This is a genomic window from Neisseria meningitidis (genome assembly GCF_022869645.1).
Taxonomy (GTDB): Bacteria; Pseudomonadota; Gammaproteobacteria; order Burkholderiales; family Neisseriaceae; genus Neisseria; species Neisseria meningitidis.
Window position 1 is genome coordinate 2,019,808 of the sequence record NZ_CP064367.1, and the last position, 21,210, is coordinate 2,041,017.

The window sequence follows — 21,210 nt, forward strand, 5'->3', positions numbered from 1 at the left end:
GTTCGGTCTTTCGGTTAAATTCAAATCAGGCGGTATTTTAAAAGATTTTATGCGGCAGAAACAGGAATTGTGCGCTTTTTCTGCCGGTTTACGGCGTTTCGGGTTCGGGTACGTCGAACACTTGGCGCAGGTAGGCGAGGAAGGTGCTGTTGTTGGTCATGGTTTTGCCCGGAGAGTCGGACAGCTTGGCGACGGACTGCCCGTTGCATTCGACCAGTTTCAAGACGATATTCAAGGGCGTATGCCCCATATCGTTGGTGAGGTTGGTGCCGATGCCGAAGCCGGTTTTGAAGCGGTCTTTGAAATATTGGTGCAATGCCCAAGAGCGTTCGATGTCCAGCCCGTCGGAGAAGGTCAGCATTTTGGTGCGGCTGTCGATTTTGAGCTTTTGATAGTGGGCGTAGGCTTTGTCGCCCCAAACGTAAGGGTCGCCGCTGTCGTGGCGCAGCCCGTCGAAAAGTTTGGCGAAATAGAGGTCGAAATCGCGCAGGAAGGCATCCATACCGACAACGTCGGTCAGGGCAACGCCCAAATCGCCCCGGTATTCGTGCACCCAGCTTTCGAGCGCGGCCTTTTGGAAATTCCGCAGGCGTACGTCGAGGGCCTGGAAGGCTTGGAGGAATTCGTGCGCCATGGTGCCGATGGGGGTAATGCCGAGTTTTTTGGCGAGAAAGACATTGCTGGTGCCGCGCACGATGCTTGGGGCGGCTTCGAGCAGGGTGCGGATGACGTGTTCCTGCCACGCGAGCTTGTAGCGGCGGCGCGTGCCGAAGTCGGAAATCAGGAAGGGCGGATCGTCGGGGTTTTGTGCGGCGGCGATTTCTTTGAGGCGCGCGGCTTTGGCTTGAAGCCGGCGTTCACCTTCTTCGATAACGGCAGGGGTTTCCAGCCGGCGGAAGTAAAGTTCGTTGACAATGGCGAGGATGAAGATTTCAAAGAACATCGCCTGTATCATCGGGCCTTCGATACGGATGTTCAGACGGCCTTTATCGTCTGTGCCGACTTCGACAAAGCGGCGTTGGAGCTGGAAGAGTTCGAGATAATCGACAAAGTCGCTTTTGATGAAACGCAGGGAGCGCAGATAGCCGAGTTCGTCGTGGGTGAAGCGCAGCCGGCAGAGCGCGTCGAGTTCGGCTTCCAAGTCTTCCTTGATGTCGGCAAGCGGATAGACGGTCGAGGCGTTGCGGCAGCGGAATTCGTAAAGGCTGTGCGTCTGCGGAAACTGGTGCAGAACCACTTGCAGCATAGTGAATTTGTAGAGGTCGGTGTCAAGCAGCGAATGTATGATGCCGGTCATATGGCGTGTCTCCCGATTTTTGGTGGCGGCTTGGGGCGTATTAGAACACATCGCGCCCGCCTCGTGTGCCGGAAATGCCGTCTGAATGCGCCCCCTCATGATTGAGGCTGATTCGGATTTCTCCGAAACCGACTTCCTGCACGATTCTGACCAATCCTTCTTTGGCAAGCTCCAACAGTGAGATGAAGTTGACGACCACGTAAGCCGCGCCCTGTTCGGGATTGAACAGGTCGTGAAACCTGCATATCCCGTGTCCGTTCAAACGGCGCAGGATTGCCGTCATTTGCGCGCGCACGGAGATGGTTTCTTTGATAACTTCGTGGCTGCGCGTATGTTTTGCCCGAGACAAAATACCCAGCCACGCTTGCGTCAAGTCGGTAATATAGACTTCGGGCAGCTTGGCTTCGACGGCAATTTCCAGAGGTAGGTACGCCCATGCGAAATCCCGGCCCGCACGAGGAAGCGCATCCAACCCTTGTGCCGCCAGCTTCATCTGCTCGTAAGCCAGCAGGCGGCGCACCAACTCGGCACGCGGGTCGGCTTCTTCGTCTTCGACGGCTTCGGTACGCGGCAGCAGCAGGCGCGATTTGATTTCAATCAGCATTGCTGCCATCAAAAGATATTCCGCCGCCAAATCAAACTGATAGGTTTCTATTTGGGCGATGTAGTGCAGATACTGCTCGGTAATCTTCACCATCGGAATATCGAGAACATCGATGTTCTGCTTGCGGATCAGATACAGCAGTAGATCCAAAGGGCCTTGAAAACTGCCCAATACGACTTTCAGCGCGTCGGGTGGGATAAACAAATCCTGCGGCAAATCGGTAACGGGTTGGCCGAATACCCATGCGACAGTGTGCTCGGATGGTGCGGATGGGGCAGGGATGGGCGGCATGGCGTGAATCGGTAAGTGGATTTTAATATAAGTTTACAAAAGAAAACAATCTGCCGACATTCACGTATAATGTGGTCGGGCAAATGTTCAGACGGCATTATAACGGCTTTTAAATGCAAATGTTTTGAAAAGGAGCAGGTTGTGAATACGGTTTTAGGCGTGCCGATGTTGGTTTTTCTGAACCGACAGCTTGATTGCCGCGTTTGTTCAAATGCCGTCTGAATCCTGTTTCAGACGGCATTGCTTATTTTTTGCCTGCGATGTGTTCCACCGCTGCTTGTGCACAATATAGCCCGAACGAAGCGGTAACGAGCATGCTTGCACCGTAGCCGGCGCACGACAAGCCCTGCGGTGCGGCATCGGCAGAACACGCCACGCCCGATTGCGGCGGCGTGATGTTTTCGGTTGAGAACACGCACGGCACGCGCATATTTGCTTTCGTATCGCGGCTGAATCCGTAGCGTTTCCGCAAGGTGTAGCGCAGGTTGGCAAGCAGCGGGTCGTGGGTTACGCGGCTCAAATCGGCGGTTTGGATTAACGCCGGATTTTTTTGTCCGCCCGCGCCGCCGCTGAGGACAAACGGTTGTTTACGTTCCACAAAATAAGCCGCCATTGCTGCTTTGACGCGCACTTGGTCGATCGCGTCGATGACGAAATCAAAACCTTTTCCGAAGTATTCCGGCAAATTGTCTTCGGTAACGAAATCTTCAATTTCAAACACTTCGCATTGCGGATTGATTTGTGTAATGCGTTCGCGCAAGGCGGTAACTTTTGCTTTGCCGAAGTCTCCGGTCAGGGCGTGCAGCTGGCGGTTGACATTGGATTCGGCAACGTTGTCCAAATCAATCAAAGTCAAACGTCCGATGCCCGTCCGCGCCAAAGCCTCGACCGCCCACGAGCCGACACCGCCCACGCCGACTACGCAGACGTGTGCCTGTGAAAAGTGCGCCAAGGCGGAGTCTCCGTAGAGTCTGGCGATGCCGCCGAAGCGTCGCGAAGAGGTCAAAGCGTTGTCGGACATGGTCGAATCCTGCAAGATTGCGTCAAATCAAAAAGTGAACGAAAGCCGGCAAAAAATGCCTGACTGCACGGAAGCGGCATATTATACTGGAAAGCGGTCGGGCTGTTCGGCTGTTGTATAAAGCCCGACGGCGGGTCTATAATGAAACGGCGCAAACTGTCCCTGCGCCCATCCGACAAGAGGGCACCGCGAGGCGGTGCAAAAGGAGAATACGATATGTACAAACATCTGGTTGTTGCCGTTGACGGCAGTGAAACGTCCATCAATGCCCTGAAACATGCCGCCGAGCTTGCCGGGGTCAACGGTGCGCGTCTGACTTTGGTACACGTTGCCAATCCTGCCGAATATATGGCGCTCGCCCCCGAATTTTTGCAACACGAGAGTTACGAGGCAGCCGCCATTGCACAAGGTAACGAGGTTTTGGATGCCGCCGAGCGCACCGCCCGGGAACTGGGTGTGGAAAATACCGTCAAACACCTGCTGGTTGCCAATAAGGGTGCGCGCGAAATGGCGCAGGATTTGGTTGATTATGCCGATGAAAACGGTGCCGACCTGCTGGTGTTGGGTACGCACGGACGTACCGGGCTGATGCACCTTTTAATGGGCAGTTTTGCCGAAACGGTAATGCGCCAAAGCCACCTGCCGCTTTTGATTATCCGCAGCAAAGCCGAAGAGGCGTAGAAATTTTCAGTTTGAAGGCCTTAAATGTGATTTTTCATATTTAAGGCTTTTTAATTTATCTGTTTTTAACGGGAGGGCAGTATGCCTGATTACATCCGCATCTCGCGCGCCGCCGACAGCCTGCGCGATATCAAAATCACCCCTCATTTCCTGCCGCATACGGACGGTTCGTGCCTTATTGAATGCGGCAATACCAAAGTGATTTGTACCGCTTCCATAGATGAAAACGTCCCGCCGTTTCTGCGCGGTAAAAACCAAGGCTGGGTAACGGCGGAATACGGGATGCTGCCTGCCTCAACTGCTTCCCGGATGCGCCGCGAAGCTTCGGCGGGCAAACAGTCCGGGCGCACACAAGAAATCCAACGCCTTATCGGGCGTTCGCTGCGCGCGGTCGTGGATATGGAAAAACTCGGCGAACGCCAAATCTTGATTGACTGCGACGTGATTCAGGCAGACGGCGGTACGCGCACGGCTTCGATTACCGGTGCGTTTGTCGCGCTGCAAATCGCCGTCGGCAAACTGGTTTCAGACGGCATTTTGAGTGAAAACCCCATCCGCGAAGCCGTTGCCGCTGTGTCAGTAGGCGTAGTGAACGGCGTGCCGCTTTTGGATTTGGATTATCCCGAAGACTCCGGTTGCGACAGTGATGTGAATATCGTCATGACCGCATCGGGAAAAATCATCGAAATCCAAGGTACGGCGGAAGACGCGCCGTTCAGTTTGGACGAATTGGGCAAACTGGTTGCACTGGCGCAAAAAGGCATAGGCGAACTGCTGCAACACCAGCAAAATGCGTTGTCCGCCGCCTGATTGTCGTCCGGATGCCGTCTGAAAACCGTTCAGACGGCATTTTGTCAACAATCTGAAAGAACAGGTTTTTCGCTGACCGCTGTCAAACGGCAGGCGGGAAAGCGCAGTCCGTTCTTGAACTTCATGTAAAAAATAGTAATAATAGCCGCTTTTCCAGCAAACCATGCTGCCCGACCAATCCCACACAAGAAAGCACGAAACATGGCGTTAATCGTACACAAATACGGCGGCACATCCGTAGGCTCGCCCGAACGCATTAAAAACGTGGCCAAACGTGTCGCCAAAGCCCGCGCCGAAGGACACGACATCGTCGTCGTCGTATCCGCCATGAGCGGTGAAACCAACCGCCTGGTCGCGTTGGCGCACGAAATGCAGGAGCATCCCGATCCGCGCGAATTGGACGTGGTTTTGTCCACCGGCGAACAAGTAACCATCGGCCTTTTGGCGATGGCATTGAAAGACATCGGCGTGGATGCCAAAAGCTACACAGGCTGGCAGGTCGCCCTCAAAACCGATACCGCCCACACCAAAGCCCGCATCGAAAGCATTGATGACGAAAAAATGCGTGCCGACCTTACCGCCGGCAAAGTCGTCATCGTTGCCGGCTTCCAAGGCATCAGCAGTGAAGGCGATATTTCCACGCTCGGACGCGGCGGTTCCGACACTTCCGCCGTTGCGCTTGCCGCAGCCCTCAAAGCGGACGAATGCCAAATCTATACCGACGTGGACGGCGTGTACACCACCGATCCGCGCGTCGTACCCGAAGCGCGCCGCATGGATACGGTTACATTTGAAGAAATGATCGAATTGGCAAGCCTCGGCTCGAAAGTCTTGCAAATCCGTTCAGTAGAATTCGCCGGAAAGTACAAAGTGCGCCTGCGCGTACTGAGCAGCCTGCAAGACGGCGGCAATGGCACCTTAATTACCTTTGAAGAGGACGACAACATGGAAAGAGCTGCCGTAACCGGTATCGCATTCGACAAAAACCAAGCCCGCATCAACGTGCGCGGCGTACCCGACAAACCCGGTGTCGCCTATCAGATTTTGGGCGCGGTCGCCGATGCCAACATCGAAGTCGATATGATTATCCAAAATGTCGGCAGCGAAGGCACAACCGATTTTTCCTTTACCGTACCGCGCGGCGATTACAAGCAGACTTTGGAAATCCTGTCGGAACGCCAAGACAGTATCGGCGCGGCTTCTATTGATGGCGACGACACCGTGTGCAAAGTCTCCGCAGTCGGTTTGGGTATGCGTTCGCACGTCGGCGTAGCCGCCAAAATCTTCCGCACGCTCGCCGAAGAGGGTATCAACATCCAAATGATTTCCACCTCCGAAATCAAAGTTTCCGTATTGATTGATGAAAAATACATGGAACTGGCAACCAGGGTATTGCATAAAGCCTTTAATTTGGGCTGATGTTTCACGGTTTGAAACGGACAACGGCACTGCCTTTATCGGGCAGTGCCGTTTTGTCTGCCGCCCGAATGTTCGGACGGCATATTTTGACTTTGGAACAAAAAATATAGTGGATTAAATTTATAGTGGATTAACAAAAATCAGGACAAGGCGACGAAGCCGCAGACAGTACAAATAGTACGGAACCGATTCACTTGGTGCAGCACCTTAGAGAATCGTTCTCTTTGAGCTAAGGCGAGGCAACGCTGTACTGGTTTTTGTTAATCCACTATACATCCCGTCATTCCCACGAAAGTGGGAATCTAGAAATTTAATGTTGCGGCACTAGCCAAAAAAACCGAAACTGAATGGACTAGATTCCCGCCTGCGCGGGAATGACGAATTTTAGGTTGGGGGGCATTTATTGGGAAAAACAGCAACCGCTCCGCCGTCATTCCCACGAAAGAGGGAATCCAGTTTTTTGAGTTTCAGTCATTTCCGATAAATTGCCTTAGCATTGAATGTCTAGATTCCCGCCTGCGCGGGAATGACGAATCCATCCATACGGAAACCTGCACCACGTCATTCCCACGAAAGTGGGAATCCAGTTTTTTGAGTTTCAGTCATTTCCGATAAATTGCCTTAGCGTTGAATGTCTAGATTCCCGCCTGCGCGGGAATGACGAATCCATCCGTACGGAAACCTGCACTACGTCATTCCCACGAAAGTGGGAATCCAGTTTTTTGAGTTTCAGTCATTTCCGATAAATTGCCTTAGCATTGAATGGACTAGATTCCCGCCTGCGCGGGAATGACGGATTTTAGGTTGGGGGCATTTATTGGGAAAAGCAGAAACCGCTCCGCCGTCATTCCCACGAAAGTGGGAATCTAGAAATTTAATGTTGCGGCACTAGCCAAAACAACCGAAACCGAACGGACTAGATTCCCGCCTGCGCGGGAATGACGAATCCATCCGTACGGAAACCTGCACCACGTCATTCCCACGAAAGCGGGAATCCAGTTTTTTGAGTTTCAGTCACTCCCGATAAATTGCCTTAGCATTGAATGTCTAGATTCCCGCCTGCGCGGGAATGACGGATTTTAGGTTGGGGGCATTTATTGGGAAAAGCAGAAACCGCTCCGCCGTCATTCCCACGAAAGTGGGAATCTAGAAATTTAATGTTGCGGCACTAGCCAAAAAAACCGAAACCGAACGGACTAGATTCCCGCCTGCGCGGGAATGACGGGATTTGAGATTGCGGCATTTATCGGGAGCAACAGAAGCCGCTCTGCCGTCATTCCCACGAAAGTGGGAATCCAGTTTTTTGAGTTTCAGTCATTTCCGATAAATTGCCTTAGCGTTGAATGTCTAGATTCCCGCCTGCGCGGGAATGACGAATCCATCCATACGGAAACCTGCACCGCGTCATTCCCACGAAAGTGGGAATCCAGTTTTTTGAGTTTCAGTCATTCCCGATAAATTGCCTTAGCATTGAATGTCTAGATTCCCGCCTGCGCGGGAATGACGAATCTATCCGTACGGAAACCTGCACCGCGTCATTCCCACGAAAGAGGGAATCCAGTTTTTTGAGTTTCAGTCATTTCCGATAAATTGCCTTAGCGTTGAATGTCTAGATTCCCGCCTGCGCGGGAATGACGACTCATAAATTACCCGAAACAACCAAAAATAACCGAAATCAAAAACCGGCTTCCCTGCGTGGGAATGAAATGGATTTTTCTTTGAGTTGCCGATGCGATAAAACGGATTGGCATAGGCTTGCGGCAGGATGATGCGTTTGGGGAAACAAATGCCGTCTGAAGGGCTTTCAGACGGCATTGCGGTTTTCTACAAAACGCGGGCTGCCTTTAAAACTTGTAGCTCATCGTCATCAAAAAGGTGCGTCCGCGTGCAAAATTGGTCAATACGCTTTTGCTTGTGCCACCATATTTGCCGTTGCACAAGCCATCATCATTACACGTTACGTCTTCGTCCTTGTCTTTCGGGTCGAACGAGCTGTAATAACGCTGCGTTGCCGCATCATTGCCCGCATCGAGCGGATCGATATAACGCCTGTCGAACAGATTTTTGACTTCGGCGCGGAAAATAAGGTTTTTCTTCGGCTCGTAAGCGGCGTAAAAATCAAAAATCAAAGGCTGGCGGGCAAGGGTTTCGGTTTGTTTGATGGAACGCTTGCCCAGTTGCCGGACATTGCTGGTATTTCCCCCGTTGGTGCCGTCGATATAGCGTTCTTCAGCCGTCGCGCGGATGCTCTTGCCGAAATAGCGCATCGCGCCGCCCAAAGTCAGTTTGTTGCCCAACCAGCGCGTACCGACTTCCAAACGTCCGTAATCTCGCGGCAGGGCGGAAACCCTGCTCAACCCATAACCTTGTTTGAGTTGGTCTTCTTTGGACGCATTGTTGGGCGATTCGCTCGCATCGCTGAAGTTGGTCGGTTGCGTGCTTTTTTGATAGGCGTAAGAAAGGTTGGTGAAAAAACGCCCATAATCGTAATTCAGCTCCAACTCAAAACCGTGTTTGTGCACTTTGTCTTTGAAATTGCGATGTTGGATGGTGTAGGCAAGCCCGGTGCTGCTGACCCAGCTCGGAATATTCCCGTTCAAATCCCACCATTTCCCGTAAACGTTGTGGATGTAGTTGTCGATGCGGCTGCGGTAGCCGACCAGTTTTAATCCTAATGTATCATCTTGTTTTAACAGTCCTTTTTTATAGGTATTGAAGCCAAATTGCCAAGTGTTTGCGCGCTCTGGTTTTAAGGCGGTGTGAACGCCGGAGTCGCCGATTTGGGAAAAATACATTTCTTGGATGTTGGGCATACGGTGTGTGCGCGAATAGCTGGCGAACGGCATGAAATAATCGCCGAAGTCCGCACTAATGCTGACCGAATGGTTGTTGGCGCGCTTTTTGCCGTATTTTTTCAATACGGGTTCATAAATCCCGCAGCTCCTGTTGCAATGTTCCCTGTATGTCGGCGAGTTTTCTCCGAATGCCCGCTTAAATTCGTCATCCGAGCCGTAATAGCCCGTATATTCGCCGCCGAAACGGTAGCCGACGGTATTGGTGCTGTAGTTTAAGCGGTAAATGTCTTTTTTGAGCGCGGCATCGAAGTAGAACGTGTTGAAATATTGGCTGCCGGCCGGTTGGACGATGGTTGATTTTTGGGGCAGCAGCCCTTTATCGCCCTTAAACCGCCCCAAATAGGAATAAAGCCCGTTGTCCTGATCAGGACCGTCGAAAAACAGCCCCAATTCTTCAGGAAAGCGGTTTTTGCCGTATTCGTTGTGGAAATAATTGAAGCCCAAAGTGGTTTGCAACTCGGTTTCACGGGGCAGCCGGAAGGTGGAGGTGTTGTTGAGGTCGAGGATTTTTGCGTTGTTGTAGGTTTCAAAATCTTTTAAAAGCCCCCAGCCTGTAAACTTCGACCCTTTCGGATATTTCTGCCTGCCCGAATTGTAGGCTGCGGTCAGATTGAGGTTGGTATACGGGTTCAAAGACAAACCGTAATTGAATTGATAATTGCGGTTGATGATTTTGCGGCTGCCGATTTTGGTGTTTAAATCGCGAAATTGCGCCGTGTATTTATTGAATACGCCGTCGTATTCCAATTTAAACAGGTTGCCTGCCGACTGCTGCTTCAGGCTGGACGGATCGATGGGGGTGATGTCGTATTGCGGCGCCAGGTTTTCCCGCCAGCTTTTATCATGACCTTCGATGTATTTTTGCAGTTCTTGGGGGGCATCGTATTTTTGATACCACTTGGTTTTCCAGTACGACTTTTGGAAATCCCGCTCCCATTTTCCGCTGTTGGAATTGAATTTCAACCCGCCTTCTTGCTCAAAATATCGTTGCTTGCGTCGTTCCAGATATTCCGCGCCAAAATTTCCGATGTGCTGCCCGCCGCCGCCCACGCGGTAATTTTGCGCCACGCTGCGCCTGCTGTGCCCGTAAAGCACACCGACAGATGCTCCGCTTTCCAGCCATTTGCGCGCACCTATCGCCGCCATCGCATTACCTTTGGTTGAATTGGTGCCGGTCAGACCTTTTAGCAGCAGGCCGTAGGTATTATTGCCCTGAACGACATCATCCACGCCTAAAGTCCGCAGATTCGCCGAACCGGCAAGGCTGTTGATGCCTGCCGAGCCGCTGAAGCTGCCTTTGACGACATCCAGTCCGGCAATAAAATTGCTGTCGACAGATGCACCGAATTGAGATGAACCGCCTGCCCTGCCCGCATCGGTAGAAGTCGAATAAAAGGTCTGCGTGATGCCGTCCACCATCGTATTGACCCGCCCGAACCCGCTGTCGCCGCGAATATTCAAAGACACAATGCCCGAGCTTTTATCTTGCTGTGTAAACGCACCGGGGATGCTGCGTACGATGTTGTCGAGGTTTTCGCTGGATTTGAATATATCCTGACGGGTCGATACGGCACGCGCATCGGTAAACACTTTTTTGTCTTTCGGTACGCGCTTCGCCTTGACGTGCACATCTTCCAAAACCTGTATCTGCGCCTCGCTGCCCGCGCGCCCTGCATCTTCGGCATAACTATGATGATATAGCATAACACCCATAAGATAAAAACAAATCGGCTTCAACCGGAAAGAAGATCTCATATTTTCCTCAACAATAAACAGTCAGACAATTAGGAAATATATTAGCATTTTTTTCAGGCGGCATAAACATTAAAAAAGTGTAAATTTGATATACCGTCTGAAGATTTCAATTGGATATTTATAGTGGATTAACAAAAACTGGTACGGCGTTGCCTCGCCTTAGCTCAAAGAGAACGATTCTCTAAGGTGCTGAAGCACCAAGTGAATCGGTTCCGTACTATTTGTACTGTCTGCGGCTTCGTCGCCTTGTCCTGATTTTTGTTAATCTACTATAAAGACCGTCGGGCATCTGCAGCCGTCATTCCCGCGCAGGCGGGAATCTAGTCGGTTCGGTTTCAGTTATTTCCGATAAATGCCTGTTGCTTTTCATTTCTAGATTCCCACTTTCGTGGGAATGACGGTTCAGTTGCTACGGTTACTGTCAAGTTTCGGTTATGTTGGAATTTCGGGAAACTTATGAATCGTCATTCCCGCGCAGGCGGGAATCTAGTCTGTTCGGTACGGAAACTTATCGGATAAAACGGTTTCTTCAGATTTTACGTTCTGGATTCCCACTTTCGTGGGAATGACGGGATGTAGGTTCGTAGGAATGACGTGGTGCAGGTTTCCGTGCGGATGGATTCGTCATTCCCGCGCAGGCGGGAATCTAGACCTTAGAACAACAGCAATATTCAAAGATTGAGACCTTTGCAATAACATAGGTTACTAAAATTTTATGCTCAATCTCATTTTCAAAATGCAAAACTTTTCTGATTTTTCCTACTTTTTGCTCAATATTAGGAAAGTTTTAGGCAATTGAAAATTTTTTGGCGCATTTTTATGCGTCAAATTTCGTTAACAGACTATTTTTGCAAAGGTCTCAGATTATCTGAAAGTCCGAGATTCTAGATTCCCGCGTTCGCGGGAATGACGGAAAGTGGCGGGAATGACGGTTCGGGCATTCCTTAAATTACCCGTGTATCGCTGTAAATCTTAGAGATGGCGGAATATAGCGGATTAACAAAAACCAGTACGGCGTTGTCTCGCCTTAGCTCAAAGAGAACGATTCTCTGTTGCTACGGTTACTGTCAGGTTTCGGTTATGTTGGAATTTCGGGAAACTTATGAATCGTCATTCCCGCGCACGCGGGAATCTAGACCTTAGAACAACAGCAATATTCAAAGATTATCTGAAAGTCCGAGATTCTAGATTCCCGCCTGCGCGGGAATGACGAAAAGTGGCGGGAATGACGAAAAGTTGCGGGAATGACGAAAAGTTGCGGGAATGACGGTTCGGGCATTCCTTAAATCACCCGTGTATCGCTGTAAATCTTAGAGATGGCGGAATATAGCGGATTAACAAAAACCAGTACGGCGTTGTCTCGCCTTAGCTCAAAGAGAACGATTCTCTAAGGTGCTGAAGCACCAAGTGAATCGGTTCCGTACTATTTGTACTGTCTGCGGCTTCGTCGCCTTGTCCTGATTTTTGTTAATCCACTATATTATAAAAATTCCGTCTGAAGCGGCGTTCAGACGGAATTTGTTTCAAGCAGGCTTAACAGCAGCGTCCGCCGTTTGCGCCGCAGCGGCGTTTGCGGCAATAGTCTTGAAACTGCAGCTTGGTCATCACGGGGGCGTTGGGATTATGTTTGCGCTGCTGTGCAACGTAGTTTTCATAATCGGGCACGCCCGCCATCAAGTTTGCCGTCAGCTTGATGGTTTTCCACCAAGACGCGAGCTTATGCTTCACTTTGTGCCTCCGGCTGTTTGCCGTCGCGGTACACCGCCGGGATTTCTTTGGCGGTCGGCCAGCCGACTTTGCGTGCTTTGAGGGCGGTACGCAAACCGTACGCGGCGACAATCACGACAACCGACAAGAAGAGGATGGTCAGACCGGCATTAATCTTGTCGTTGAAGATGATTTGCGCCATTTCGCCGATGTCTTTGGCAGGCGCAAGGACTTCGTTTTTAGCCAATGCGTCGCTGTATTTGCCGGTGTGGGCAAGGAAGCTGATGCGCGGATCGCTGTGGAACAGTTTTTGCAGGCCGGCGTAGCAGGTTACGAACAGTACGCCGACGGCGGGAACGAGTACCACCCAAACATAACGGTCGCGTTTCATCTTAATCAGCACCACGGCACACATAATCAAGGCCACGCCCGCCAGCATTTGGTTGGCGATGCCGAACAAAGGCCAGAGCGAGTTGATGCCGCCCAGCGGGTCGGTTACGCCGGTGTAGAGAAAGTAGCCCCACAATGCCACGGCGAAGAAGGTCGCAATCAGGTTGGCGGGGATGGAGTCGGTGTTGCCGAAAGGTTTGTAGAAGATGCTGCCCAAGTCTTGAATCATAAAACGTGCGACGCGCGTACCGGCATCGACGGCGGTCAGGATGAACAAGGCTTCAAACAATAGGGCGAAGTGATACCAGAACGCCATCATCGCCTCGCCCGGAATCAGGCGGCTCATAATGTGCGCCATACCGACTGCGAGGGTTGGCGCACCGCCTGCACGGGAAAGGATGGTGTTTTCGCCCACTTCCTTAGCGGTATGCAACAGGGTTGCCGCATCGACAGGGAATTGCAGCTTGGTGGTAATCACTTCGGCGGCGGTGTTGGCATCCGTACCGATCAGGGCGGCAGGGCTGTTCATGGCGAAGTACACGCCGGGATCAAGCGATGCGGCGGCGGCAAGCGCCATAATGGCTACGAAACTTTCCATCAACATACCACCGTAACCAACCATACGGACGTGGGTTTCGTTTTCCAGCATTTTCGGCGTGGTGCCGGAGGAAATCAGCGCGTGGAAGCCCGAAACCGCACCGCAGGCGATGGTGATGAAGAGGAACGGGAACAATGCGCCTGAGAATACCGGACCCGAACCGTCGATAAAGTGGGTTACGGCAGGCATTTGCAAAGTGGGATTGACGATGACGATGCCCAAAGCCAAGGCCGCAATCGTACCGATTTTCAGGAAGGTGGAGAGATAGTCGCGCGGAGTGAGCAGCAACCATACGGGCAATACGGAGGCGACAAAGCCGTAAATCATAATCGCCCAAGTGAGCTGGATGCCGTCAAGGTCGAACCAATGTCCGATGGAACTTTTCGCCACATCTTCGCCGTAAATTACCGCCAGCATCAGCAAAATAAAGCCGACGATGGAAATCTCGCCGATTTTGCCCGGACGGATATAGCGCGTGTAAATACCCATAAACAGGGCAATCGGCATAGTGGCGGCGATGGTAAACGTACCCCAAGGGCTGTGAACAAGTGCTTTTACGACAATCAACGCCAACACCGCCATAATGATGACCATAATCATCAAAATACCGATGGAGGCAATCACGCCGGGGACAGTGCCGAGTTCCTGTTTCACAATATCGCCCAAAGACTTACCGTCGCGGCGCATAGAGACGAACAAGACTATCATATCCTGTACCGCGCCGGCAAACACCACGCCGAAGATAATCCACAAAGTACCGGGCAGGTAACCCATTTGCGCCGCCAAAACCGGGCCGACCAAGGGGCCCGCGCCGGCAATCGCGGCAAAGTGGTGTCCGAACAATACGCCCTTGTGCGTCGGAACGTAGTCCAAGCCGTCGTTGTGGCGTTCTGCCGGAGTCAGGCGGTTAGGATCGAGCCGCATTACGCGGTTGGCGATGTAGAGGCTGTAAAAACGGTAGGCGATGCAGTAAACGGATATGGCGGCGGTAACCATCCATACCGCGCTGACCTGTTCGCCTCGGCTGAGAGCCAGAGTGGTAAAGGATGCTAAGCCGACCAGTACCACTATGCCCCAAATGAGGAAGGTTTTGAGTGATTTCATCGAATAAATCCTTATCTCACACTGTCGGAATATGCCTGAACGGCGGGAAACGGATGACCGCCTGCCGGCACGGGCACAAACCGGAGTCTGAATGATTGACGAAGTATGAAACAGTGCGCTTGTCGGGATTTGTGCCTTATGCCCGCATCAAACAGTGCAGGGATGCGGGCGCACAAAACGTTAAACGCCGAATAGGATTTTAATGCAAATTAGCACACTGATAGCGGTTTTTACTTGGAATTTGGAAAAAATTTACATTCCTTCGGGCGGACAGGCGGGTTTGGACGGCATCGTCAGGCAAAAGGCGGCGCCGGAAGACGGGTAAAGAAGGGGCGCGCAATCCGGATTATTGATTCATCGCGGGTAAATTCCGGTTATCGGGCTTGTGTGTTTGCGCGTCCGTTTATAGTATGGCGTTGCCGCAGCTTGGAATCAGGGCGGTTGTTTCATATCTTATTTTTATTGGGGAGCTTTTATGAATATCAGGTTTTTCGCGCTGACCGTACCGGTTTTGTCTTTGGCGGCCTGTGCCGTGCCGGAGGCGTATGATGACGGCGGACGAGGGCATATGCCGCCCGTTCAAAACCAAGCCGGCACGGCAGATTTTCGGGCATTTTCCTGCGAGAACGGTTTGTCTGTGCACGTCCGCCGTTTGGACGGCGGCAGAATCGCGTTGCGGTTGGACGGCAGGCGTGCCGTCCTCTCTTCCGACGTTGCCGCATCCGGCGAACGCTATACCGCCGAACACGGTTTGTTCGGAAACGGAACCGAGTGGCATCAGAAAGGCGGCGAAGCCTTTTTCGGCTTTACCGATGCCTACGGCAATTCGGTCGAAACCTCCTGCCGCGCCCGCTAAACGGGGCAGCCTGTTTGAACCGCCGTCCGGATTTTTCGGGCGGTTTTTTGTACCGGTTTTGTTTTGGCCGTCGGCTGGTTCCGGCGGTTTTCGGGCGTGGCGGATTATTTTTCGTTTTGTTCCGGGTTTATTCTATCGGCAGCGGCTCAATGCCAACTTTAAACCTGCTCCGATTTCTTCAGGGCTGTTATCCAATGATAAAATATAGTGGATTAACAAAAATCAGGACAAGGCGACGAAGCCGCAGACAGTACAGATAGTACGGAACCGATTCACTTGGTGCTTCAGCACCTTAGAGAATCGTTCTCTTTGAGCTAAGGCGAGGCAACGCTGTACTGGTTTTTGTTAATCCACTATAATGTTCGGATTTTTGCCATACTCTACCACACGTTGCAACTGCAATCTTTGCTCCTTATATATTGCACCCCATCAAAGGGCTGCATTACTTTTCTTTCTAAAGATTACTATCGTATAAAAAATATTTTTCTTAAACGACAGGGATTGCGCCCGCGCCATATTCAGACACCGCCCGGATGTTGCGCTGCCCGATCGGATGCTTCAGACGGCATCGGAAGGGTTTGCAGTTTTGGAATATGAAGATGATAATGTCCGCGAGATTGACGGCATTTGAAAGCGGTTATTCCGCATACCGGAGGATACGAAATGAACGAATATTCCCAATTAATCAAGCATCCCGATATTTCCCTTTCCCCGATTTCAGACGGCATCGGGGTCGGCAATCCGGCAACGGGCGAAATTTTGGCGTATGTCCGCAATACGGGTTCGGACAAACTGAAAAACCTGATTCAAAAGGCGGCGGCAGCGCAAAAATTATGGGCGGCGAAAACTGCTTTGGAACGCGCCGACATATTGTGGCGTTGGTATTTTTTAGTTAAAGAAAACAAAGAAGCACTGGCGCGCCTGATGACGATGGAGCAGGGCAAAAGCCTGACCGAGTCGCGCGGCGAAATCGATTATGCGGCTTCGTTTGTGCGCTGGTTTGCCGAAGAAGCGCGGCGGATTGACGGCGATGTGTTAACGAGTGTAAAAGCGTCGCAAAAACTGATTGTGTTGAAACAGCCTGTCGGCGTTACCGCCGCGATTACGCCGTGGAACTTCCCATCTGCAATGATTGCGCGCAAGGCTGCGCCTGCTTTGGCGGTGGGCTGCGCGATGATCGTCAAACCCGCATCGCTCACGCCTTTGAGTGCGTATGCGTTGGTCGTGCTGGCTTATGAAGCGGGCGTACCACAGGATTTGTTGCCCGTCGTCAGCGGTCGCGCATCGGAAATCGGCCGTGAATTTGCCACGAACCCGATTATCCGCAAAATCAGCTTCACCGGCTCTACCGAAGTCGGTGCGAAAATTTTTGCCGACAGCGCGGCGGACATTAAAAAACTCAGTTTGGAGCTGGGCGGCAACGCGCCGTTTATCGTGTTTGACGATGCCGATTTGGACAAAGCCGTCGAAGGTGCGCTCGCCAGCAAGTTCCGCAACAGCGGTCAGACCTGCGTCTGCACCAACCGCGTTTACGCCCAATCGGGCATTTACGACGCATTTTGCCGCAAATTGAGTGAAAAAGCAGCCGCGCTCAAATTGGGCAACGGCTTGGAGGATGGCGTAAACCAAGGGCCGCTGATTGAGGAAAAAGCGGTAGAAAAAGTCGAGCAGCACATCGCCGACGCGCTCTCAAAAGGCGCGGTCTGTCTGACCGGCGGCAAACGCAGCGCGTTGGGCGGAACGTTTTTTGAGCCGACTGTTTTAAGCGGCGTAACGGCGCAAATGGCGGTGGCACGCGAAGAAACCTTCGGGCCGTTGTGTCCGGTATTCCGTTTTGAAACCGAAGCCGAGGTCATCGAGGCTGCGAACAATACGGAATACGGTTTGGCAGCTTACCTTTTCACCGCCGACACCGCCCGCCAATGGCGCGTCGGCGAAGCCTTGGAATACGGTATGGTCGGCATCAATACGGGCTTAATCAGCAATGAAGCGGCACCGTTCGGCGGCGTGAAACGTAGCGGTTTGGGACGTGAAGGCAGCAAATACGGTGCGGACGAATATCTAGAATTGAAATATCTGTGTATGGATGTCGGGTGACGGATGCCGTCTGAACGGCAGGATTTCAGACGGCGCCGCATTTTAAGCAGTCTCTATCTGTTGTACAATGCGCCCTGTTTTTACGGTTATTTTTGATTTGAACAAGATATGATGGAAAACGGAAAAACAGTCCCGAGATGGCGTTTTGCCTTGAAAAGTGCGGGCTGGCACCTCTTAATCAGCCTGTCGGTTGCAGGGCTGGCGGCATTGCTGGTTTTTAAGGTTTGGTATCCTTATCCTTATGCCGAGCTGACGGGAGGGCTGTCGCTTTATCAGCTGGTGGTGGCTGTCGATATTGTATGTGGTCCGCTGCTGACTTTAATTTTGGCAAGCCCGAAGAAAAAGACAAAGGCACGCATGGTCGATTTTTCCATGGTCGGCATCATCCAGCTGGCGGCTTTGGTGTACGGTCTGCACAGCGTTTCGCTGGCGCGTCCTGTGGTGGAAGCGTTTGAACAGGATCGTATGACCATTGTTACGGCGGCGGAAGTCGTGGTCGAAGATTTGCACAAAGCCCCCGAAGGGCTGCAAAGCCTGTCGTGGTTCGGCATCCGCCGCATTGCATTGAAAGAACCTGAGGATGCGGATGAGAAGAACAAGACGCTGGATTTGTCCCTGAAAGGTATCGAGCCGAGTATGCGTCCCGACCAGTGGCTGCCGTATTCCGACAAGGAAGCAGAAGAAATCCGCAAACATCTGAAACCGCTGAAAGTCTTGGCGGATGCGAGAAAAACGACGGTTGCGGACATTCTGAAACAGGCAGGTCTCGCCGAAGGGGAGGAGCTGTATTACCTGCCGTTTACCAGCAGCAGGCAGAAAGAGTGGATAGTCATTACCGATAAAGAGGGCAACACCAAAGGCTACGCGCCGATAGACGGCTTCATCATCACCCCTTAAGCGTTGGGACTCCGTCCGCACTCGAACATCCGTTCTTCGCGGCGGTAGAATCAGACTGTATTTGAGAGGGGCGCAACCCCTCAATCAGGGCAACACATAGGGGAAGGCTTTATGTGCCGTCCGTGTGTTGAAACATTTCAAAATAAGCTCATGCCGTCCGAACATCCTTTCAGACGGTATGGCATTTTGCCATTGCCCCGATAAGCTGTTAAACTATTTAAATTATTTCGACCGAAGGTACACGCACATGCAAGACCCCGAGCAGAGCAGCAAGCCCGCCCGCCGTTTTTTGTGCGTACCGTCTGTTCAGGCAGCTTGAGCGCTTCAGGCTGCCTTTTCGCGTTTGAACTTGAGGAATACGAAAATCATGGATTTCAGTTGGTTGGCAGAACCGCATACCTGGATAGGTTTTGCCACGCTTTTGGTGTTGGAAGTTGTATTGGGGATAGACAATCTTGTCTTTGTGGCGATTTTGGCAAACAAGGTCCAGCCCGCACGGCGCGACCGCGCACGGATTATCGGGCTGGGGCTGGCAGTCGTCATCCGCATCATTATGCTTGCTTTTATGGCGCACATCATCACGCTGACCGAGCCGCTGTTCCAAATCGGCGGCCTCGCCGTTTCCGGCAAGGACATGATTATGCTCGCGGGCGGTATTTTCCTGCTTTACAAAGCCACCACCGAACTGCATGAACGCCTCGAAGGGCACAACCGTTTTACCGTTGCCGACAACCAAAAAAAACACGCGCCGTTTTGGGGCGTGGTCGCGCAAATCCTGATACTGGATGCCGTGTTTTCCATCGATTCGGTCATTACTGCGGTGGCGATGGTCGATCATATCGTCGTGGCGATGGGTGCGGTCGTCGTCGCGATGGCGGTGATGATTTCCGCCAGCAAACTCTTGACCGAATTTGTAGACAGACACCCTACCGTCGTGATGCTCTGCCTTGGTTTTTTGTTGATGATCGGTTTCAGCCTGATTGCCGAAGCCTTCCATTTCCACATTCCCAAAGGCTACCTCTACGCCGCCATCGGCTTCTCGATTTTAATCGAACTGTTTAACCAGATTTCCCAGCGCAACAGCCGCAAAAACGACTACATCGGCAGCTCGTGGCGCAAGCGCACCGCCGAAAACGTTTTGGGTATGATGGGCATACGCGAAAGCGTGCTTGCCGATGCGGGCGGCGAATCCGGGGACGACGCGCATTTTGAAGAAAACGAAAAATCGATGATACGCAGCGTGCTGACGCTTGCCGAACGCCCGATTATGGGGGTGATGATCCCACGCCGCGACATCGAACGGCTGGACATTTCCCAAAGCCGCGAAGAACAGTGTGCCCAACTGCAAAACACGCCTTACAGCCGCCTGCTCGTTGTCGGTAAGGCGGGCGTGGACGAACCTTTGGGCTACATCAACAAAAAAGACCTGCTGTCCCAACTGCTGGAAACAGGCGGTCTCGACATTCAGACGGCATTGCGCCAGCCACTCGTCCTGCCCGACAGCACCACCGCGCTGGGCGCAATCGAACTCTTCCGCCAAAGCAGCGCGGATTATGCTTTGGTGGTGGACGAGTTCGGCGCGGTATTGGGCATGGTAACCATGAAAGACCTGCTCGAAACCATCGCAGGCGAGTTCCCCGAAGAATTTGAGCGCGAAGAAGAACCAGCCGTTCAGGGGAATCCCGATGAAAGCCTGACGGTGGAAGGCGCGTTGGAATATGTGGAACTCGCACCGCAACTCAACCTGCCGCAGCAGGAGGAAGATGCCGATTTCCATACGGTTGCCGGGCTGATTATGGAAGAATTGCAAACCATCCCCGATGTCGGCGATTTTGCCGATTTCCACGGCTGGCGGTTTGAAGTGGTCGAAAAAGAAGGGCAGCGCATCGAGCGGGTCAAAATCACCAAATTGCCCGAAGAATAAGCATTCAGGATAGAAAATGAACGTTTTGATTTCCAACGACGACGGCTACCTCTCCGAAGGTATTGCCGTTTTGGCGCGCGTTACGGCGGAATTTGCCAACGTCAGGGTGGTTGCGCCCGAACGCGACAGGAGCGGGGTCAGCAATTCGCTGACGCTGGAACGCCCTTTGCAGTTGAAACAGGCGCAAAACGGGTTCTACTATGTCAACGGCACGCCGACCGACTGTATCCACATCGGGCAGTCTGTATTTTCGGATTTTCAGGCCGATTTTGTCTTTTCGGGCATCAACCGGGGCGCGAATATGGGGGACGACACGCTTTATTCGGGGACGGTTGCGGCGGCAACCGAAGCCTACCTTATGGGCATACCCGCTGTGGCGTTTTCCTTAAACGACGCTTCCGGACGCTATTGGGCAACCGCAGAAAAGGCACTGTGGACATTGTTGGCGCATTTTTTCAAAAACCCCCCGCAGTCCCCTATTTTGTGGAACATCAATATCCCCGCCGTCGAGCCGGAAGATGTGCGGGGCATTAAAATCGCCCGTTTGGGCAGGAGGCATCACGGTCAGAACGTCATCCCCGCGCGCAATCCGCGCGGCGAACAGATTTATTGGATAGGCCCGGTAGGCAGGGTTTCCGACAAAGAAGAGGGAACGGATTTCGGTGAATGCGGCGCAGGTTTCATTACCGTAACGCCGCTGCAAATCGACCTGACCGCCTATCCGGACATGGCGGAAACAGCGGCGTTCTGGCATGCGGACTGACCGTTTCATCAAATATAGTGGATTAACAAAAACCAGTACGGCGTTGCCTCGCCTTAGCTCAAAGAGAACGATTCTCTAAGGTGCTGAAGCACCAAGTGAATCGGTTCCGTACTATTTGTACTGTCTGCGGCTTCGTCGCCT

Annotated in this window: 16 protein-coding genes and 1 pseudogene; 9 read left to right on the plus strand and 8 right to left on the minus strand. The window is 52.3% G+C overall.

Features of this window, described 5'->3' with window-relative positions:
• Positions 1 to 88: 88 nt before the first annotated feature.
• The 3 genes from pncB to IUJ45_RS10255 form a co-directional block, all read right to left on the minus strand.
• Positions 89 to 1,297: a nicotinate phosphoribosyltransferase gene (gene pncB / locus IUJ45_RS10245; RefSeq protein WP_002242872.1), complete on the minus strand. Its 1,209-nt coding sequence runs from the start codon at positions 1,295 to 1,297 to the stop codon at positions 89 to 91.
• Positions 1,298 to 1,337: 40 nt separating this feature from the next.
• Complete coding sequence (locus IUJ45_RS10250; RefSeq protein ID WP_002232740.1) at positions 1,338 to 2,192, minus strand: segregation and condensation protein A; 855 nt, start codon at positions 2,190 to 2,192, stop codon at positions 1,338 to 1,340.
• Between the two features lie 244 nt (positions 2,193 to 2,436).
• Positions 2,437 to 3,213 (minus strand): tRNA threonylcarbamoyladenosine dehydratase, encoded by a 777-nt coding sequence (locus IUJ45_RS10255; RefSeq protein WP_002238122.1) that lies wholly within the window; start codon positions 3,211 to 3,213, stop codon positions 2,437 to 2,439.
• 216 nt (positions 3,214 to 3,429) lie between these two features.
• On the opposite strand from IUJ45_RS10255, the gene IUJ45_RS10260 reads away from it, so the two are divergent.
• From IUJ45_RS10260 to IUJ45_RS10270, 3 genes are all read left to right on the plus strand, one after another.
• Positions 3,430 to 3,894 (plus strand): universal stress protein, encoded by a 465-nt coding sequence (locus IUJ45_RS10260; RefSeq protein WP_002243301.1) that lies wholly within the window; start codon positions 3,430 to 3,432, stop codon positions 3,892 to 3,894.
• An 81-nt stretch (positions 3,895 to 3,975) separates the two neighbouring features.
• The gene (rph, locus tag IUJ45_RS10265; RefSeq protein ID WP_002212901.1) at positions 3,976 to 4,704 is read left to right on the plus strand and encodes a ribonuclease PH; all 729 of its coding nucleotides are present in this window, start codon (positions 3,976 to 3,978) and stop codon (positions 4,702 to 4,704) included.
• A gap of 201 nt (positions 4,705 to 4,905) precedes the next feature.
• Complete coding sequence (locus IUJ45_RS10270; RefSeq protein ID WP_002219034.1) at positions 4,906 to 6,123, plus strand: aspartate kinase; 1,218 nt, start codon at positions 4,906 to 4,908, stop codon at positions 6,121 to 6,123.
• A 1,572-nt stretch (positions 6,124 to 7,695) separates the two neighbouring features.
• Here IUJ45_RS10270 and IUJ45_RS10275 read toward each other — a convergent pair.
• The 4 genes from IUJ45_RS10275 to IUJ45_RS10290 form a co-directional block, all read right to left on the minus strand.
• A complete protein-coding gene (locus IUJ45_RS10275) occupies positions 7,696 to 7,938 on the minus strand; it encodes a hypothetical protein (protein WP_033912038.1) in 243 nt (80 codons plus the stop codon).
• 29 nt (positions 7,939 to 7,967) lie between these two features.
• Positions 7,968 to 10,733, minus strand: coding sequence for a TonB-dependent zinc piracy receptor TdfH (gene tdfH / locus IUJ45_RS10280; protein ID WP_082308701.1), 2,766 nt, complete (start codon positions 10,731 to 10,733; stop codon positions 7,968 to 7,970).
• A gap of 1,533 nt (positions 10,734 to 12,266) precedes the next feature.
• Positions 12,267 to 12,461: a YbdD/YjiX family protein gene (locus IUJ45_RS10285; protein ID WP_002212918.1), complete on the minus strand. Its 195-nt coding sequence runs from the start codon at positions 12,459 to 12,461 to the stop codon at positions 12,267 to 12,269.
• On the minus strand, positions 12,451 to 14,532 hold the full coding sequence (locus tag IUJ45_RS10290) for a carbon starvation CstA family protein (RefSeq protein WP_082308702.1): 2,082 nt from the start codon (positions 14,530 to 14,532) through the stop codon (positions 12,451 to 12,453). Before IUJ45_RS10290 ends, IUJ45_RS10285 begins: the two co-directional genes overlap by 11 nt.
• Positions 14,533 to 14,734: 202 nt before the next feature.
• On the opposite strand from IUJ45_RS10290, the gene IUJ45_RS11020 reads away from it, so the two are divergent.
• Both IUJ45_RS11020 and IUJ45_RS10295 read left to right on the plus strand, forming a co-directional pair.
• On the plus strand, positions 14,735 to 14,857 hold the full coding sequence (locus IUJ45_RS11020; RefSeq protein WP_002249407.1) for a hypothetical protein: 123 nt from the start codon (positions 14,735 to 14,737) through the stop codon (positions 14,855 to 14,857).
• A gap of 150 nt (positions 14,858 to 15,007) precedes the next feature.
• Positions 15,008 to 15,388, plus strand: a complete 381-nt coding sequence (locus IUJ45_RS10295; protein ID WP_002246286.1) for an MliC family protein — start codon at positions 15,008 to 15,010, stop codon at positions 15,386 to 15,388.
• Positions 15,389 to 15,520: 132 nt separating this feature from the next.
• Here IUJ45_RS10295 and IUJ45_RS11090 read toward each other — a convergent pair.
• A pseudogene (locus tag IUJ45_RS11090) lies at positions 15,521 to 15,592 on the minus strand (contact-dependent growth inhibition system immunity protein); the annotation flags it as partial.
• A 459-nt stretch (positions 15,593 to 16,051) separates the two neighbouring features.
• On the opposite strand from IUJ45_RS11090, the gene IUJ45_RS10300 reads away from it, so the two are divergent.
• The 4 genes from IUJ45_RS10300 to surE all read left to right on the plus strand — a co-directional run bounded on the left by IUJ45_RS10300 (position 16,052) and on the right by surE (position 21,069).
• Positions 16,052 to 17,485 carry an NAD-dependent succinate-semialdehyde dehydrogenase gene (locus IUJ45_RS10300; protein ID WP_002245642.1) on the plus strand — a complete coding sequence of 478 codons (1,434 nt, stop codon included), beginning with the start codon at positions 16,052 to 16,054 and terminating at the stop codon, positions 17,483 to 17,485.
• A 108-nt stretch (positions 17,486 to 17,593) separates the two neighbouring features.
• Positions 17,594 to 18,382, plus strand: coding sequence for a fimb protein (locus IUJ45_RS10305; RefSeq protein ID WP_002224433.1), 789 nt, complete (start codon positions 17,594 to 17,596; stop codon positions 18,380 to 18,382).
• 367 nt (positions 18,383 to 18,749) lie between these two features.
• Positions 18,750 to 20,306 carry a TerC family protein gene (locus tag IUJ45_RS10310; RefSeq protein ID WP_002220608.1) on the plus strand — a complete coding sequence of 519 codons (1,557 nt, stop codon included), beginning with the start codon at positions 18,750 to 18,752 and terminating at the stop codon, positions 20,304 to 20,306.
• A 16-nt stretch (positions 20,307 to 20,322) separates the two neighbouring features.
• Positions 20,323 to 21,069: a 5'/3'-nucleotidase SurE gene (gene surE / locus IUJ45_RS10315; RefSeq protein WP_002220609.1), complete on the plus strand. Its 747-nt coding sequence runs from the start codon at positions 20,323 to 20,325 to the stop codon at positions 21,067 to 21,069.
• Positions 21,070 to 21,210: the final 141 nt, after the last annotated feature.

What these genes read in the sequence shown, in the direction of transcription:
- pncB (WP_002242872.1), bottom strand. Translation starts at nt 1,297, where the DNA reads ATGACCGGCATCATACATTCGCTGCTTGACACCGACCTCTACAAATTC.
- IUJ45_RS10250 (WP_002232740.1), bottom strand. Translation starts at nt 2,192, where the DNA reads ATGCCGCCCATCCCTGCCCCATCCGCACCATCCGAGCACACTGTCGCA.
- IUJ45_RS10255 (WP_002238122.1), bottom strand. Translation starts at nt 3,213, where the DNA reads ATGTCCGACAACGCTTTGACCTCTTCGCGACGCTTCGGCGGCATCGCC.
- IUJ45_RS10260 (WP_002243301.1), top strand. Translation starts at nt 3,430, where the DNA reads ATGTACAAACATCTGGTTGTTGCCGTTGACGGCAGTGAAACGTCCATC.
- rph (WP_002212901.1), top strand. Translation starts at nt 3,976, where the DNA reads ATGCCTGATTACATCCGCATCTCGCGCGCCGCCGACAGCCTGCGCGAT.
- IUJ45_RS10270 (WP_002219034.1), top strand. Translation starts at nt 4,906, where the DNA reads ATGGCGTTAATCGTACACAAATACGGCGGCACATCCGTAGGCTCGCCC.
- IUJ45_RS10275 (WP_033912038.1), bottom strand. Translation starts at nt 7,938, where the DNA reads ATGCCGTCTGAAAGCCCTTCAGACGGCATTTGTTTCCCCAAACGCATC.
- tdfH (WP_082308701.1), bottom strand. Translation starts at nt 10,733, where the DNA reads ATGAGATCTTCTTTCCGGTTGAAGCCGATTTGTTTTTATCTTATGGGT.
- IUJ45_RS10290 (WP_082308702.1), bottom strand. Translation starts at nt 14,532, where the DNA reads ATGAAATCACTCAAAACCTTCCTCATTTGGGGCATAGTGGTACTGGTC.
- IUJ45_RS11020 (WP_002249407.1), top strand. Translation starts at nt 14,735, where the DNA reads ATGCAAATTAGCACACTGATAGCGGTTTTTACTTGGAATTTGGAAAAA.
- IUJ45_RS10295 (WP_002246286.1), top strand. Translation starts at nt 15,008, where the DNA reads ATGAATATCAGGTTTTTCGCGCTGACCGTACCGGTTTTGTCTTTGGCG.
- IUJ45_RS10300 (WP_002245642.1), top strand. Translation starts at nt 16,052, where the DNA reads ATGAACGAATATTCCCAATTAATCAAGCATCCCGATATTTCCCTTTCC.
- IUJ45_RS10305 (WP_002224433.1), top strand. Translation starts at nt 17,594, where the DNA reads ATGATGGAAAACGGAAAAACAGTCCCGAGATGGCGTTTTGCCTTGAAA.
- IUJ45_RS10310 (WP_002220608.1), top strand. Translation starts at nt 18,750, where the DNA reads ATGGATTTCAGTTGGTTGGCAGAACCGCATACCTGGATAGGTTTTGCC.
- surE (WP_002220609.1), top strand. Translation starts at nt 20,323, where the DNA reads ATGAACGTTTTGATTTCCAACGACGACGGCTACCTCTCCGAAGGTATT.